Genomic DNA, 15,204 nt, shown 5'->3' with positions numbered 1-15,204 from the left:
CTAACTACTATTTATGCTATAAGAGAAATCAGAGCTATCGTTGTAGGGTAGGTACGCCTCCAACGATAGAGTATCGTTCGGTCACAGAGGCTTTTGGAGTGAATCTATTCGGATCATTAACAGGAATGACCTCAAAAAGTTCAATATGGACAAGAGGAATAAACGTGTATTGCCCGTCAATTCCCATAACTTGTAATGTGGCTTTATCCGGCACATTCCACTTAATACACCGGAATGATGCAGAGCCACCTGCAAGATAGGAGACTGAAAGCTCATATTCAACAGGCTCAGCATGTCGGGCAAAATTAGCTTCGTTGAATGCGGTAACGCTAGCCTGAGTTGTCTCTATCCAATGTAAGATTGCAGCTTTTTTATTCTCCAGAGTATTATGCTCCGGACACAGCCCCACATGCTGGGATAAAGGAGTGGTTGGTAGACCATAGGTAAAGCCTCCAATTGAATCTTTCTTGCAAATAAAGCATGGAATCATATCCACTCCTAAAATAATAGTGGCTCCGACCAGAGCCGGAGCCAACTTATATTATATCACAAAGCTGCTACAGACTCTTTAAGTAGTCTATGCCGTTTTTGATCAAAATGGTGCCGAGTTCTGCTGTTTTACCAGCAGTCCAGCCCGGATGGTTGGTAGGGTGGTTGTATGCTTCCGGATGCGGCATCATTCCAAGGATGCGACCGGAAGGATCAGTTAAGCCAGCGATACCCAAAGGAGAACCGTTAGGGTTCATTGGGTATTCCTGTGTAACCTCACCGGATTCAGGATCAATGTATTGCAGGGCGATCAAGTTGTTCTCTTGCAGAGCAGTAAGAGTTGCTTCATCTTTTGCAATAATTTTTCCTTCACCATGACGCACAGGAATGTACAACGTATCAACACCTTTTGTGAACACGCACGGGCTGTTTGCATTAGCTTTAAGATGCACCCATCTGTCTTCATATCGGGCAGAATCGTTATGTGATAAGGAAACCTGACGCTCAAAGTACAATTCGTCAATTGCAGGCAGTAATCCAAGTTTTACAAGCAGCTGGAAGCCGTTGCAAATACCAAAGATAATGCCGCCATTGGTAAAAAAGGTTTTAAGTTGATCAAGAAGGGGTTCGCCCTGCTCAGTCTTAGCATGCCGCCAACGGTTCGCGGCAGCTTGAGCAGCACCCAGATCGTCACCATCAAGAAAACCACCCGGCAGAATCAAAAAATTGAAATCTGTTAAACTGGTGTCACCGGAAATGAGGTCTGAAAAATGCTTAATTTCAACACGATCTGCTCCAGAAATTTTTGCAGCATGCGCGCATTCAACCTCGCAGTTTGTCCCATAGCCGGTAATTACCAGAGTATTAACCTGGGTCATTGCTCAAGTTTCTCCTAAAAAAAGATTAACACGGGGCTTTACAAAAAGTCGCTTTACTTACCCGAGCAGTTCGGGTAGTGACTCACGGTTTTTGAAAGCAAAAAAAAAGTCACCGTTTTAATAATTCGGGACAATAGTTATAGTTGCGTCAGAGATAACAGTCAACGGCTGACGTAACTTCAAAAAAAGTGTATACGGACGAGATACGTTCGAAACAAATATATGTGACTTTGGTCATTAATCAATTTTTAATAACTACGTCGTAGGCGAGAAAGAATGAAAACTAAGTTTATCTTCGTTACTGGTGGGGTTTTATCTTCTTTAGGGAAGGGCCTTTCAGCTGCATCAATTGGTGTTCTCCTTAAAGCTAGAGGTTTAAATGTAACCATTCAGAAACTCGACCCTTATATCAACGTTGACCCGGGTACCATGAACCCGTTTCAGCATGGTGAGGTGTATGTAACGGATGACGGTGCTGAAACTGACCTCGACCTCGGTCATTACGAGCGTTACCTCAACGTTCCTCTTTCTCAGAAAAACAACTACACCTCCGGTTCCATCTACCATAAAGTAATCACTAAAGAACGTCGTGGCGATTACCTTGGTGGTACTGTACAGGTTATCCCGCACATCACTGACGAAATCAAAAAATGTGTCCTTAGCCTCGCAAGCGATGACCTTGATGTAGCAATCATCGAAATCGGTGGTACCGTTGGCGACATTGAAGGTCTTCCATTCCTTGAAGCAATTCGTCAGCTCCGCACCGACCTTGGTCGCGAGCAGTGCATGTACATCCACCTGACTCTGGTTCCTTACCTCAAAGCTGCTGGCGAGCACAAAACCAAGCCAACCCAGCACAGCGTAAAAGAACTCCGTTCTATCGGTATTCAGCCAGATATGATCATCTGCCGTTGTGAAAAACCAATTGATGATCACCTTAAACACAAAATCGCACTTTTCTGTAACGTAGACCGTGACGCTGTATTCTCCTGTGCAGACGTTGATAACATCTACGAAGTGCCTCTCGCATTTTACGATGAAGGTCTCGACCAGAAAATCGCAATCATGCTTCGCCTTCCAGCGAAAAACGCAGACCTTGCTGCATGGCAGAACCTGCTTCACAACTTTAGAAACCCTAAAGGCAGCGTAAAAATCGGTATTGTCGGTAAATACGTTGACCTTAAAGAAGCATACAAAAGTCTTCACGAAGCTCTGGTACACGGCGGCCTTGCTAACCGCGTTAGCGTTGAGTTTGAATATGTTAACTCAGAAGAAATTAACGCTAAGAACGTTGCTTCCAAACTCAAAGGTCTCGACGGCATCCTCGTACCTGGCGGCTTTGGTCACCGCGGTGTTGAAGGCAAAATGCTTGCTATCAACTATGCTCGTGAAAAGAAAATTCCTTTCTTCGGTATCTGCCTCGGCATGCAGCTCGCAGTTATCGAATATGCTCGCAACGTAGTGGGCATTAAAGAAGCAACTTCTGTTGAGTTTGATGAAAACGCTCAAGAGCCAATCATCTACCTCATGACAGAATGGTACGACTTCCGTAAAGAAGCTGTTGAAAAACGTGACGAAGACACTGATAAAGGCGGCACACTCCGTCTTGGCGCATACCCATGTAAAGTTATTGCAAAAACCAATGCGCACACCGCTTACGGTGAAGATATGATTTCTGAACGTCACCGTCACCGTTACGAATTCAACAATGCTTACTTCAAACGCCTTGAAGAAGCAGGAATGGTATTCTCCGGTGTTTCTCCGGATGAAACTCTTGTTGAGATTGTTGAAGTGAAAGACCACCCTTGGTTCCTCGCTTGTCAGTTCCACCCAGAGTTCAAATCCACTCCGATGAACCCGCATCCATTGTTCCGCGAGTTCATCAAAGCTTCTAAAGCAAATAAGAAGTAATTTTAACCGAATATATACATGCCTCCGGCGGGCAGGGGACTTCCTCCTGCCCCCGATTCTAACTTACTTATTTTTAGGATACTCCATCATAAAAAAGTATTTAAAAAGGGTCTGGGAAGAGCCTTTTTACAACCCCTTTGACAAAATTATGGATAAGGAAAGTGCAACAAAATATCTCCAGACACCAGAGGCAATAGTCTGTCATTAATAAAAATCGGGGCATGCATTCGCATGTCCCGATTTTCTCTTTCAATCCCCCATATATTCGAGTAATTTTACGCTTTACATTCCCAAAGAGGATTACCGAAATGAAACATATCGAAAACGGATCTGCTTTATACGCAGAACTGACAACCAAACCCTTTATTTTTGCCGGACCGTGCGCTCTTGAAAGCTTTGAGCTTGCGCTGGAGACCGCACACGCAGTGAAAGAAGCTGCAGATGCTGTCGGTCTGAAAGCTATTTTCAAAAGCTCATACGACAAAGCAAACCGTACTTCTTTGTCCAGCTTCAGAGGACCGGGACTTACTAAAGGGATAGAATGGCTGGCACGCATTAAAGAAGAAACTGGCTTACCTGTTGTAACCGACATCCACGAACCAGATCAGGCCGAACCGGTTGCTGAAGTGGCAGATGTAATGCAGATTCCGGCATTTTTATGCCGCCAGACCAGCCTTCTTCTTGCTGCTGCAAATACAGGTCGCGTTATTAATGTTAAGAAAGGACAATTTGTCGCACCGTGGGACATGAAGCCAGCTTTGGATAAACTGTTCTCTACCGGTAACAAAAACATTTTGCTTACAGAACGTGGCGCATCTTTCGGCTATAACAACCTTGTTGTAGACTTCCGCTCATTCCTGATTATGCAGTCATTCGGCGTACCTGTCGTGTTCGATGCAACACACTCTGTCCAACTCCCAGGAGGGCAGGGCGGCTCTTCCGGCGGAGACCGTTCCTTTGTTCCTCGCCTTTCCCGTGCAGCAGTAGCCGCAGGTGTTAACGGCGTATTCATCGAAACCCATCCAGATCCGGACAACGCTCTTTGCGACGGCCCTAACAGTTGGCCACTTGCCAAACTTCCACATCTTCTTCGTGATCTTACTGCGCTCTGGAGCATGAACTATGAAAGCTGAGACGTTAGCCAAGGGTATTAAACTCATTATCCTTGATTGTGATGGTGTGCTCACTGATGGTGGGTTATACTATGACCATGAAGGTAACGTAACAAAACGGTTTAACGTGCTCGATGGACTTGGTATTAAAGCAGCTCAGGCTTGTGACCTTATCATTGGCGTTATTACAGGACTAGAAGCAAAATCTGTTGCTTCTCGAATGAACGATCTTGGCATTGTTGATTACTACGCCGGCCATTTAAAAAAGATGGCGTGCATTAAAGAGATCAAAGAAAAGTATGATCTTGATTGGCACCAGATTGCGTATATTGGTGACGACTGGGTTGACTTGGCACCCATGCGCCAAGTAGGGCTTCCTATTGCTGTGGCAAACGCAATGCAGGAAGTTAAAGAAGTCGCAGTGTTACAAACAGAAGCTAAAGGTGGACACGGAGCTGTCCGCGAAGCACTCAATTTTATTATGTACTCTCAAGGAAAGCTTGAAGGTATTGTGAACACTATAGGTGATTAAATGAGAAAATGGTTGATTTGGGGAGCATTATTAGCTTTGCTTGGCGGCGGGCTGTACTACCTGCAAAGTTCTGTTGAAAAACAGATTGCAGATGAAGTCAGTGAAGCCATAGGCAATAATGCTAAAACAAATGTTGACCTTTCTTTAAAAGGTATTGAGCTGAAACAGGGTGAAGCTGGTAAGGAGCTATGGACTCTTAAAGCAACCAATGGCTGGTATCAAAAAGATGAGAGCATAATTGATCTTGCTGAGCCTGATATCACATACTTTGTTCAGCCAGACCGCGATAAAGTGCACATTGTGGCACCAAACGGCACTATAAACCAGAATAAAGGCGTTGCCCGTTTATGGGGTGACGTGACAGTAACCAACCAGAAAGGGACCATTACTAGTAGTGAGCTTACTTTTGAAGATAAAAAGAAACTGCTCATTATGACCGGTAATGTGATCTTTACAGGCGAAGGATTTAACGGGTCATCCGACAATGCAAGTTGGAACCTGAAAGAAAATACAATTACTGCAACCGGTAATGTGGTTGTGAATTTCCGCGCTGAAAACCTGGATAAAGCAACTGGTGGAGAAAAATAATGAAAGCCCTGTTCCGAATTCTGATTTTATCTTTTTGTCTCTTAACCATTACCGGCACTGCCGTTATGGCAGAACCAGCTAAAGATGACGTAAAAGTTACCTCTGAAAAAATGACATACAGCGCTGACGGTCAAACAGTCGTGTTTACCGGAAACGTTATCGTAAGACATCCGCAGGCTGATATGTGGGCAAACAAAGTAACTGTGTACTTGCAGAGTGACAAAAATGCTCCAAAATCAAAAGAAGCTAGCGGCATCAACCCTGGTAAAATTGAAAAAATTATCTCAGAAGGCAATGTCCGCATTAAAATGGAAAAGGACAGAAGAGGTACGTGTGACAAAGCAACCTACACTTTAAAGGATGAACTGCTCGTCATGACTGGTTCTCCAAAATTAAGTGAAGGGAAAAACACAATTACTGGCAACAAGATCAAGTTCTGGGTAAAAGAAAACCGTAGTGAAGTGCTTGGTTCCTCCAGCCAGCCAGTAGAAGCAATTTTTTCAGCACCAAGTAACAAGGTAAAAAAATAAATGTCTGTTATTCAAGCTGAAGGACTCTGCAAGATTTACGGCAAACGCGAGGTTGTCCGCAATATCAACCTGAAAATGGAGCAGGGCGAAATTGTAGGACTTCTCGGACCTAACGGTGCAGGTAAGACCACTACGTTCTACATGCTCATCGGTATTATCAAACCAAATGCAGGTGTTGTACGTGTAGATGATATGGAAGTTACAGACTGGCCATTGCACGAACGTGCTCGAATCGGTCTAAGTTACCTTCCTCAGGAAAGCTCTGTTTTCAAAAAACTGACTGTGTATCAAAACTTGCAGCTCATTTTAGAACAAACAGAACTTTCCCGAGATGCTCAGAAAAGACGCGCCGAAGAATTAATGGAAGAATTCGGCATCAGCCATATTCGTGATACTCACGCAATGCATATCTCCGGTGGTGAACGTCGTCGTCTTGAAATTGCCCGTGCACTTATCCGTGACCCGAAGTTTATTCTCCTCGACGAACCGTTTGCTGGTATTGATCCTCTAGCTGTTGACGACATTCAGGACATCATCCGCAAATTGCGTGATAAAGGGATGGGCGTTCTTATTTCCGACCACAACGTTAGAGAAACATTAAAAATTTGCGATAGAGCCAACCTTGTTTACGAAGGGCAGATCATTCTTTCCGGCACACCGCAGGAGATTGTTAACAACCCGAAGGCGCGTAGCGTCTACCTTGGAGAAGGTTTTAGTCTCTAGCATTTTGATAAAAAATATAATTTGCACATGTGCAACTGTAAAAAGCCCGTACAACGGGCTTTTTTCTTGGTTGCATATAACGTTCCTATGTGGCAAAAAAGAAGTCAGTTATCTAATTTGGAATGTTTTTTGATAGGCAGTACTCATACATTATATTTCAGCTTTTTAGCTAGTCGAACCACATAGGACATTCTTATATATGGCTCTTGAACTTCGCCAACAATTAAAGCTCGCTCAGCAGCTTGTAATGACCCCGCAATTGCAGCAGGCAATCAAACTGTTGCAGCTTTCACGCGTGGAACTTGCTGAAACCGTTCAGCAAGAGCTGCTGGAGAACCCTTTTTTGGAAGAGTCCTTAGAAGAACGTGTAAATCCAGACAAAACTTCTGACGCAGAACAGCGAAAAAACGAACAGGAAGCTTACGACAAAGAGCTTTCAAACAACGCTGACTGGGAAGACTATCTGGGCGATTTTTCAAGCACTACCAAACAGGTTTCGATGCGGGAATCTGAAGCACTGGAAGAAATGAGCTCTTTTGAAGCTCGTCTTGCCCCTGCTCCAACGTTAGATGGACATCTGAACTGGCAGTTGATGCTTTCTCCCCTCACTAAAGAACAGATTCGAGTTGGAGAGGTTGTCATTGGTAACATCAGTTCTAATGGGTACTTACATGTATCTTCCGAAGAACTGGCTCAAATTGCTCAAAGCGACGTTGAAACTGTTGAACAAATGATTGCGCATATCCAACAGTTTGACCCTGTCGGAGTAGCTGCTCGCACCCCACAGGAATGCCTGCTTGTTCAAGTAAAAGCCCTTAACTATGATCGTGACCCAATCCTTGTAGATATCATTACCAACCATCTTGAGGATCTGGAAAAGCGCCGTTACAAGCCGCTTGCACGAAAATACAAAATTTCTCTTGAAGATCTCAAAGAGTATCTTGATGTAATCCAGAGCCTCGACCCTATGCCGGGAGCTCGGTTCAGCGGAGGAGAGCCGCATTACGTTTCTCCAGACGTTTACATTTACGAATACGAAGGGGACTTCGTCATTGTCCTTAATGAAGACGGACTGCCTCAGTTGCAGCTCAGTGAGCTGACTGAGCAACTCCCAAAAACGATCAATTCGGAAGAAAAAGACTATTATCAGGATAAAATGCGTTCCGCATCCTGGCTTATAAAAAGTCTGTACCAACGGCAGCGAACTTTGTATAAGGTAGTTGAAAGTATCGTTAAATATCAAAAAGAATTCTTCCAAGACGGCGTTACCTCGTTAAAGCCGTTAATTCTTAAAGACATTGCTGACGATATCGGCATGCATGAATCAACGGTAAGCCGTATTACAACCAATAAGTATATTTCGACCCCGCACGGTATCTTCGAACTCAAGTTCTTCTTCAACAGTGCAATTGGCCTTGATGATGGTAGTCAGGTCGGATCTGAGAGCGTTAAGGCTCTTATTAAAAAACTTATTAGTGAAGAAAATACGAAAAAACCATTAAGCGACGAAAAAATCGGAGAAATCTTAAAAGAAAAACTGCAGGTTAACATTGCACGAAGAACTGTAGCTAAATACCGTACCGCAATGAATATCCCTTCATCATCCAAGAGAAAGGTGGTATTCTAGAAGCGAACCCAGCTGACTCACAGGGTTTCAAAAAGTATCCAAATTAGGAGGCAACATGAACATCGCATTCACTTTCAAGAACTTTGAGCCTTCCAATCACCTTAAAGCATATGCCAATCGTCGCTTCAGCAAGCTTGGCAGATTCTTACTGAACCCTGAACATGTGGAAATGCAAGTCTCACTTTCTGTTGACAATTTCCGCCACAAAGCCGAAATTTCACTTGTAACGGATAACTTTACATATTCCGCTACTGAACAGTCTGAAGACATGTATGCAACGGTTGATCTGATTCGAGATAAACTCAAAGCACAGATCATCCGAAGTACGGAAAAACTGCAAAAGAAACGTAAGGGCACAGAAAAGCCTATTCTCGAAGGGACGATCCCTCTGGAAGAAATAGCAGAATCAGAACGAACCATTTTCGGAGTGAGTGATTTTGTACCTCAACCAATGGATCTTGATGAAGCCGCTATGCAACTTGATGCGCTTGATTATGATTTCCTTGTTTTTCTTAATACCGAAACCGAGCGGGTTAACATCATGTACCGCCGAAAAGATAACAACTTCGGCTTGATAGATCCCGCTTACTAGGAAAAGTAATGAAACTGGGTGAATACCTGGAAAAAGAACTTGTATTGCCGGAGCTTACCGCCAGCACCAAACAAGAGGCGCTGGCGGAGCTTCTGGCTCCTGTTGTTAAAAAAAATCCATCACTCGATGCAGAAGAAGTATTTAATGTTCTTATGGAGCGAGAAGCTCTTGGAACCACAGGCATCGGTAATGGAATCGCCATTCCACACGGAAAACTTGCTTCACTTGATAAAATAGTAGTCGTGGCAGGTCGCAGTTTTGAAGGGCTGGATTTTGATGCTCTAGACCAAAAGCCATGCAAGATTTTCTTTATGGTACTTGCTCCGGAAAACGTAGCAGGAACACATTTACGCATTCTAGCCCAGATCTCCAGACTTCTGAAAGACGAAGATTTCAAACAATTGTTTATGGAATCTGACTCCCAAGAAGCACTGTGGAACCTTTTATCTGCAGCCTAGCACAAATACACTATGACCTCTGTAGCTCAGCAAACAATCCCTCTAATTATTGTTGCCGGCCTCTCTGGAGCTGGCAAAAGTAGTGCCCTTAAAGTCTTTGAAGACATGGCGTACTACACTATCGATGGACTTCCGGTGTCTATGGCACCTCAATTTTTAGAAGTGCTCACCGGATGTGGGCTTGAGAGTTACAAAGGAATTGTGCTTGGTGTAGACGTTCGGCAGTGTACATTAAAAAATGGATGGTCTGACTTCATCGAAGTATTATGTGCAGCAGGCTATGCTCCGACAGTCATTTTTCTTGAATCACGTGCTGATGTAATTCTCCGCCGATATAAAGAAACGAGACGTCCGCATCCTTTTGAAGGACATGGAGTAGGGCTTGAACAAGCCATGACAAACGAGCGTATTCTCATGGCACCTGCCCGTGTAGAAGCAGATTTTATCTTTGATACTTCAGAATATTCTATTCACGACCTACGCCGCGTGTTGCAACGCAGATGGCAGTCAGAAGAAAACGATGTAAAAGGTCTTAAAGTTCATCTTATGAGCTTTGGCTTTAAGCATAGTACTCCTTCTGAAGCAGATATGATTTTTGACCTACGCTTCTTGCCAAACCCACACCATGATCCAGAGTTACGAAAGTATACGGGCCAAGATGATGTTGTGGTAAGCTATGTTCTTAAACACAGTATGGGACAAACATATCTAAAAAAGCTTGAAGATTTATTACACTTTACTCTTCTGCAAATGGAGAAAGAAGGGCGGTACCGAATTACCATTGCCTTTGGATGCACTGGTGGAAAACACCGCTCTGTTTCGGTAACTGAGGCCATATACGAATTTTTGAAAAAAACTGACTTTGCTGTTTCAAAAGAGCACCGTCATATTAACTTGGCGTAACGCCTAAGCTAACAACTATACATAAAATCTCATGTCTACCACATTTCCTGAAGAAAAAAATATCGGTGTAGTTATTGTCACCCATACCAACTACGGCGCCGCATTGTTAAGTGCTGCAGAAGTCATTATGGGCAAACAACCTTCTTGCGAAACTGTAAGCGTTGACAGCGAAAAAGATGTTTCGGAAACAGTAGCATCCATTAAAGAAATGGTTGAGCGTGTAGACGAGGGACGCGGTGTTCTCATCCTTACTGATATGTTTGGCGGAACTCCAACCAACTTAAGCTTGTCATTACTCGGAACCAGACATCTGGAAGTTCTTACCGGTGTAAACCTTCCAATGCTGCTTAAAGTCTTCGGATGCCGTACCATGACATTAGATCGACTTGCTATTGAAGCAAAAGATGCTGGTGGCAAGGGTATTGTAATGGCCGGTGAAATTCTACGAAGCAAGGTTAATGAGTAAGTTATGGCTTGGATTCGCATCGACAACCGACTTATTCATGGTCAGGTCATTGAAACTTGGATTCCTTACACGAATGCTAAACACCTGCTCGTAGTAAATGATGATTTTGCAGATGACGTTCTACGCCAGCAAATTGCTACTCTCGCTATCCCTGGGCGAATCTCTGTAGATTTTATCCATGTGGCAGACATTATGAGTTATGCTCAGCACAATAATCTGCAAGAAACACTTATTATTGTTGCAGACTGTGATGACGCTAAACGAATTCATGACGAAGGTTTTTCTTTTGAATCAATTAACATTGGCAACCTGCATTATGCTCCGGGCAAAAAACAGCTCTGTGATCATATTGCCATTTCAGATCATGATGAAGAATGCCTAAAATTTTTTGCCAACCATGAAATCATTCTCGATTTTCGCTGCGTTCCCAACCAACCATTACAAATTAAGGGGCTATAGTAATGGACGCTGTATTTCCTGTTGTACAACTTTCTTCAATGTCCTGGATTAGTGGCTACGCTTTTTTTTTGCCATCCTAGCGCTGCTACGAACAAATGTTAATTTAGGTTTTGTTGAACGCCCATTAGCTATCGGCTTTTTTTGGGCGGTAATAACAGGAGAGTGGGAGCTGGCTCTACCGGCCGCCATTTTTTTTGAGCTATTCTGGCTCGACCTTTTCCCTGTCGGAACATACATCCCGCCAAACGGAACAGCAGCGCTGGTTGCAACATTAGCCGCAGCCAGCTTTTTTTCGTTGCAATTCCCTTCGCAGCTCGTCATCCCAATGGTATTGGCTATGCCCGCAGCATTAATTAGCCCGTATCTTGAACAAACCCTGCGTCAACGCCACAATATTCACCATAATGAGCTATTAGCACTTAAAAATCCCGAACCTGCCGTTGATGAGCAACTTTTTTTACACAAAATCATCAGCAAAGCCTTGCTCCAAGCCTTTGCTGTAAACTTTGTTTTCTTCTTTATCTACCTGCTTGTGCTAATTAGCACGATCTCCCTCTCATACGACATTCATGGCTCTATTATTGAATGTTCAGGCATTTCTTGGACCTATTTATGGTTCTTTGCAGCTCTTGGCGGAGTGCTGTCTTTGAGGGTCCGTCGAGCCTACTATTCTTTCTTCTTTTTCCTCTTTGCCGTGGTACTTATTACCAATTTGTAAGTCTTCTTATGATAAAAAAATGCATTTTGTAACGTGGAAGCACTTGGCAGCAGAATGAGTTTGTGCTATCTGTCACAAACTCAGTTTGGAAATAGGCGTGAACAACGCGTTACAACAATTTCTGGAGGAAATTACCATGGCAGTACTCGTAATGGGTCATATGAACCCGGACACCGACTCTATCATTTCTGCAATCGCTGTTGCGGATGCACTCAATAAACGCGGCATCGAAGCTAAAGCAGTAGCACAGGGCGAAGTTACCCCTGAATCTGCATTTGTTCTCGAAAAATTCGGCCTCGAAGCTCCAGAAGTTGTAACTTCTGTTGCTGGCCAGCAATTATGGCTCGTAGACACCTCTGATAAAGCTCAGCTCCCTGCAGACATCGACGAAGCTGAAATCTGTGGCGTAATCGATCACCACAAACTGGGCGACATCACCACCTCTAACCCTCTTGAAATGTGGGTATGGCCTGTAGGTTGTGGCTGTACTGCAATCAAAGGTTTCTACGATCACTACGGTCTTGAAATCCCTGCTGGTATTGCAGGCGGCATGCTTTGCGCTATCCTTTCCGATACCGTAATGTTCAAGTCTGTAACTTGCACCGACGCTGACAAAGTGGCTGTAGAAGCTCTCGCTAAAATTGCTAACGTTTCCGACACAACCGAGCTTGGTATGGAAATGTTCAAAGTTAAGTCTGCAGTTGAAGGCGCAACCATGGAAGAACTTGTTTTCCGTGACTACAAAGACTTCGACATGAACGGCAACAAAGTTGGTATCGGCCAGCTTGAAGTTGTTGATCTTTCTCTCCTTGACGCTGTTAAAGACGGCCTCAAAGAAGAAATTGCTAAAGTTAAAGCAGACGGCCGTCATTCCGTATTCCTTCTTCTCACTGACATCATGAAAGAAGGTTCTGAAATGCTCATCTGTTCTGACGACGCATCCGTTGTTGAAAAAGCATTCGGCGTTGCAGGTAACGACTCCGTATGGCTTGACGGCGTAATGAGCCGTAAAAAACAGGTTGTTCCTAACTTTGAAAAAGCTTTCAAATAGTAGGTAATTAAACCGACTTTAAAGCCCCGAAGAACTTCTCTTCGGGGCTTTTTCTTTTTTAATACAAAATCATATGGTTACGAAGAACTTAACGCCAAACAACGTAACTCACGCAGCCGCTTTCCAGATTCTTCCCCTAGATTCTGCATCTCTGAAGGCAATGATACTGAAAGGATTACTTTAAGATCTGCTTGCGCCTGAGGTAGGTAATTACATCCGGAATCTGCCTCTATCATCTTAAAAAAAGGCTTCACAACCCTCTGAGTATGAAGAGAGTAGAGCAGATCAACCTTTGTTCCGATCCGAAGTGAAGGGTATTGTCCTGCTTTCATATGCAACCGTGCAGCAATTGCACCAGCTTTTATCAGATGCGAGGAAAGCTTAAGACGTTTTCCCAAGCGTATTGCCAACTCTTCACCACGTTTTTCATGTCCGATATGACGTGGGAGAAGGTCTTTTTTTGTTTCCTGTTTTCCTAAATCGTGACAAACCGCCATATAACAGGCAGTTACATTACCTCTGCATCGGTTAACAGTGTTTACAGTATGTGCAAGACAGTCATTAGAGTGGTACTGTATAGGACCAGCAGGGATTGAGGACATCCGGCTCAGCTCAGAAAACCAGTAATCTAAGCACATTGCCTCATCAAGAACCTGTAAGAACCTGCCGGGCTGCACAGAGCCAAGAGCTTTTAAAAGCTCAGTACCAACCCGTTCGGGCGTAAGCGTTTTCAGAAGCCCCATGCTTGCTACATGCCGCATCTGAGCAAAGGTATCAGGGTGTACTGAAAAATCTGGAAACGCTGCGGCAAAACGAGCTACACGAAAAACTCGAAGAGGGTCCTGTAAAAAAGCGGTTGGTGAAGCAGGTCGAAGTATTTTTTTTTGAAGATCATGCAAGGTATCAGGCAAAGAATAAAGACGTGCATCCTCATCAAGAGCGAGAGAATTAATAGTAAGATCCCTAAATGTAAGATCTTCAGCAATATTGCTTCCTCTTATTGGAGCATACTCTGTCCCTTGCAAAATGCATATGGTAAAATCGTTTCCAGCCTTGCGTGCTGTAGGATTGCAGCTTATAAACTCTTCAACGGTTCCATCGAATACAAAGTCGTATTCTTTTGGAGAGATACCAAGCAACATATCGCGCACTGCGCCACCAACTAAATAAAATTTCATACCCTTGTCATACTGCAAGCAGAGATAGTTTCCAAGGAAAACCTCTCCAAGCTACTATAGCTACGGACAACAATATGCGTACTTGTTTTGTTTTACATGATCAGATTTCCGAGATTGCTTCAGGGACAACACCTGAACAAATAGCTAAATCTCATGCGGGCTGGAGTTCCTTAAACAACCAACAATGGAGTGGGGTACAACGCGGTAATCTTTCCATGTACAGCTCACAGTTACCATCCTTTCCAGCAGATATATATATATGTGGAGCTTGTAGTTCAACTTTAGATGTTGCACGTTTCTTTAATGAAAACAAAATCTTGAACGAATGGGACTCTATTTTAGGATTACGTCAGGAAAAAGGACGTGGGCAATTAAGACGAGGCTGGGAGTCACCTGAAGGAAATATTTACGCTGCAATACGACTCCCATCAACAGGATTTTTTGCTAATGAAATTGGATCATTAGCTATCGGCTTTCTGCTAGCTAGAGCATTACAGGAACTTGGTTATACTGCACAAATCAAGTGGCCTAATGATATACTGGTAGGCGATAAAAAAATTGGCGGGATTTTGTTGGAGGAACGTGCCGGGATACTAATGGCCGGTATTGGGCTCAACGTCCATTCGTCCCCTCCGGCCGAACTCTTGCGGAATGAATGGTCCATTCCTGCAAGCAGTTTGTGCAAAAAAGAACAAACCATGCCGATATTACAGATGTGGCAGACACTTGTAGACTACATGCATTTTTGCTACAACGCACAGGTTGTTCAGTATACTACCGAGAAATTAATTTCGAGTGTTGAAAAACAACTTGCTTGGCTGGGGCGAGAAGTATGGATCCACGGAAGTGATCTAGTCAATCGGTCGGGCAGGATAATGGGTATTTCTCAAGATGGTGGGCTTCGACTCCGTCAATCAAGCGGAGAGAAGATCATACATTCGGGTAGTATTTCCCTCCACCCGTGATTAGTTCACCCGATGGGTTATTTA

18 protein-coding genes are annotated in these 15,204 nt (G+C 43.8%); 15 read left to right on the top strand and 3 right to left on the bottom strand.

The features are described from left to right. Positions 1–34 precede the first annotated feature (34 nt). The gene (locus BUR09_RS03830) at positions 35–490 is read right to left on the bottom strand and encodes a hypothetical protein (protein WP_074215607.1); all 456 of its coding nucleotides are present in this window, start codon (positions 488–490) and stop codon (positions 35–37) included. Between the two features lie 67 nt (positions 491–557). After that, a complete protein-coding gene (locus BUR09_RS03825) occupies positions 558–1,367 on the bottom strand; it encodes a phosphoribosylformylglycinamidine synthase subunit PurQ (RefSeq protein WP_074215606.1) in 810 nt (269 codons plus the stop codon). A gap of 276 nt (positions 1,368–1,643) precedes the next feature. Here BUR09_RS03825 and BUR09_RS03820 point away from each other — a divergent pair, with 276 nt between their 5' ends. From BUR09_RS03820 to BUR09_RS03755, 14 genes are all read left to right on the top strand, one after another. Next, positions 1,644–3,278, top strand: a complete 1,635-nt coding sequence (locus BUR09_RS03820; RefSeq protein WP_074215605.1) for a CTP synthase — start codon at positions 1,644–1,646, stop codon at positions 3,276–3,278. A 308-nt stretch (positions 3,279–3,586) separates the two neighbouring features. Continuing rightward, the gene (gene kdsA, locus BUR09_RS03815) at positions 3,587–4,411 is read left to right on the top strand and encodes a 3-deoxy-8-phosphooctulonate synthase (RefSeq protein WP_074215604.1); all 825 of its coding nucleotides are present in this window, start codon (positions 3,587–3,589) and stop codon (positions 4,409–4,411) included. Beyond that, on the top strand, positions 4,401–4,922 hold the full coding sequence (locus BUR09_RS03810) for a KdsC family phosphatase (protein ID WP_074215603.1): 522 nt from the start codon (positions 4,401–4,403) through the stop codon (positions 4,920–4,922). Before kdsA ends, BUR09_RS03810 begins: the two co-directional genes overlap by 11 nt. Then, entirely contained in the window at positions 4,923–5,510 is a 588-nt protein-coding gene (gene lptC, locus BUR09_RS03805) for an LPS export ABC transporter periplasmic protein LptC (protein ID WP_074215602.1), read from the top strand. It begins immediately after the preceding gene. Then, on the top strand, positions 5,510–6,040 hold the full coding sequence (locus tag BUR09_RS03800) for an LptA/OstA family protein (RefSeq protein WP_084539315.1): 531 nt from the start codon (positions 5,510–5,512) through the stop codon (positions 6,038–6,040). The genes lptC and BUR09_RS03800 overlap by 1 nt, the downstream gene beginning before the upstream one ends. Beyond that, positions 6,041–6,763 carry an LPS export ABC transporter ATP-binding protein gene (lptB, locus tag BUR09_RS03795; RefSeq protein ID WP_074215601.1) on the top strand — a complete coding sequence of 241 codons (723 nt, stop codon included), beginning with the start codon at positions 6,041–6,043 and terminating at the stop codon, positions 6,761–6,763. Between the two features lie 199 nt (positions 6,764–6,962). Beyond that, entirely contained in the window at positions 6,963–8,390 is a 1,428-nt protein-coding gene (gene rpoN / locus BUR09_RS03790; RefSeq protein WP_074215600.1) for an RNA polymerase factor sigma-54, read from the top strand. A 55-nt stretch (positions 8,391–8,445) separates the two neighbouring features. Then, positions 8,446–8,982 (top strand): ribosome hibernation-promoting factor, HPF/YfiA family, encoded by a 537-nt coding sequence (gene hpf / locus BUR09_RS03785; protein WP_074215599.1) that lies wholly within the window; start codon positions 8,446–8,448, stop codon positions 8,980–8,982. Between the two features lie 8 nt (positions 8,983–8,990). Next, positions 8,991–9,440 (top strand): PTS sugar transporter subunit IIA, encoded by a 450-nt coding sequence (locus BUR09_RS03780; RefSeq protein ID WP_074215598.1) that lies wholly within the window; start codon positions 8,991–8,993, stop codon positions 9,438–9,440. A gap of 12 nt (positions 9,441–9,452) precedes the next feature. Continuing rightward, positions 9,453–10,343, top strand: coding sequence for an RNase adapter RapZ (rapZ, locus tag BUR09_RS03775; RefSeq protein WP_074215597.1), 891 nt, complete (start codon positions 9,453–9,455; stop codon positions 10,341–10,343). A gap of 31 nt (positions 10,344–10,374) precedes the next feature. Beyond that, complete coding sequence (locus BUR09_RS03770) at positions 10,375–10,809, top strand: PTS sugar transporter subunit IIA (protein ID WP_074215596.1); 435 nt, start codon at positions 10,375–10,377, stop codon at positions 10,807–10,809. Positions 10,810–10,812: 3 nt separating this feature from the next. Then, the gene (locus BUR09_RS03765; protein ID WP_074215595.1) at positions 10,813–11,268 is read left to right on the top strand and encodes a PTS sugar transporter subunit IIB; all 456 of its coding nucleotides are present in this window, start codon (positions 10,813–10,815) and stop codon (positions 11,266–11,268) included. Between the two features lie 337 nt (positions 11,269–11,605). After that, positions 11,606–11,986 carry a hypothetical protein gene (locus tag BUR09_RS03760; RefSeq protein ID WP_084539314.1) on the top strand — a complete coding sequence of 127 codons (381 nt, stop codon included), beginning with the start codon at positions 11,606–11,608 and terminating at the stop codon, positions 11,984–11,986. A gap of 136 nt (positions 11,987–12,122) precedes the next feature. Next, positions 12,123–13,037 carry a manganese-dependent inorganic pyrophosphatase gene (locus BUR09_RS03755; RefSeq protein ID WP_074215593.1) on the top strand — a complete coding sequence of 305 codons (915 nt, stop codon included), beginning with the start codon at positions 12,123–12,125 and terminating at the stop codon, positions 13,035–13,037. 77 nt (positions 13,038–13,114) lie between these two features. Here the strand turns inward: BUR09_RS03755 and BUR09_RS03750 are convergent, their stop codons facing one another. Next, positions 13,115–14,215 carry a hypothetical protein gene (locus BUR09_RS03750; protein ID WP_074215592.1) on the bottom strand — a complete coding sequence of 367 codons (1,101 nt, stop codon included), beginning with the start codon at positions 14,213–14,215 and terminating at the stop codon, positions 13,115–13,117. 74 nt (positions 14,216–14,289) lie between these two features. On the opposite strand from BUR09_RS03750, the gene BUR09_RS03745 reads away from it, so the two are divergent. After that, positions 14,290–15,180 carry a biotin--[acetyl-CoA-carboxylase] ligase gene (locus BUR09_RS03745; RefSeq protein WP_074215591.1) on the top strand — a complete coding sequence of 297 codons (891 nt, stop codon included), beginning with the start codon at positions 14,290–14,292 and terminating at the stop codon, positions 15,178–15,180. The last annotated feature ends 24 nt before the right edge of the window (positions 15,181–15,204 follow it).

The sequence above is a fragment of the Halodesulfovibrio marinisediminis DSM 17456 genome (assembly GCF_900129975.1).
Taxonomy (GTDB): Bacteria; Desulfobacterota; Desulfovibrionia; order Desulfovibrionales; family Desulfovibrionaceae; genus Halodesulfovibrio; species Halodesulfovibrio marinisediminis.
This window is presented reverse-complemented; position numbering and strand designations above follow the sequence as displayed.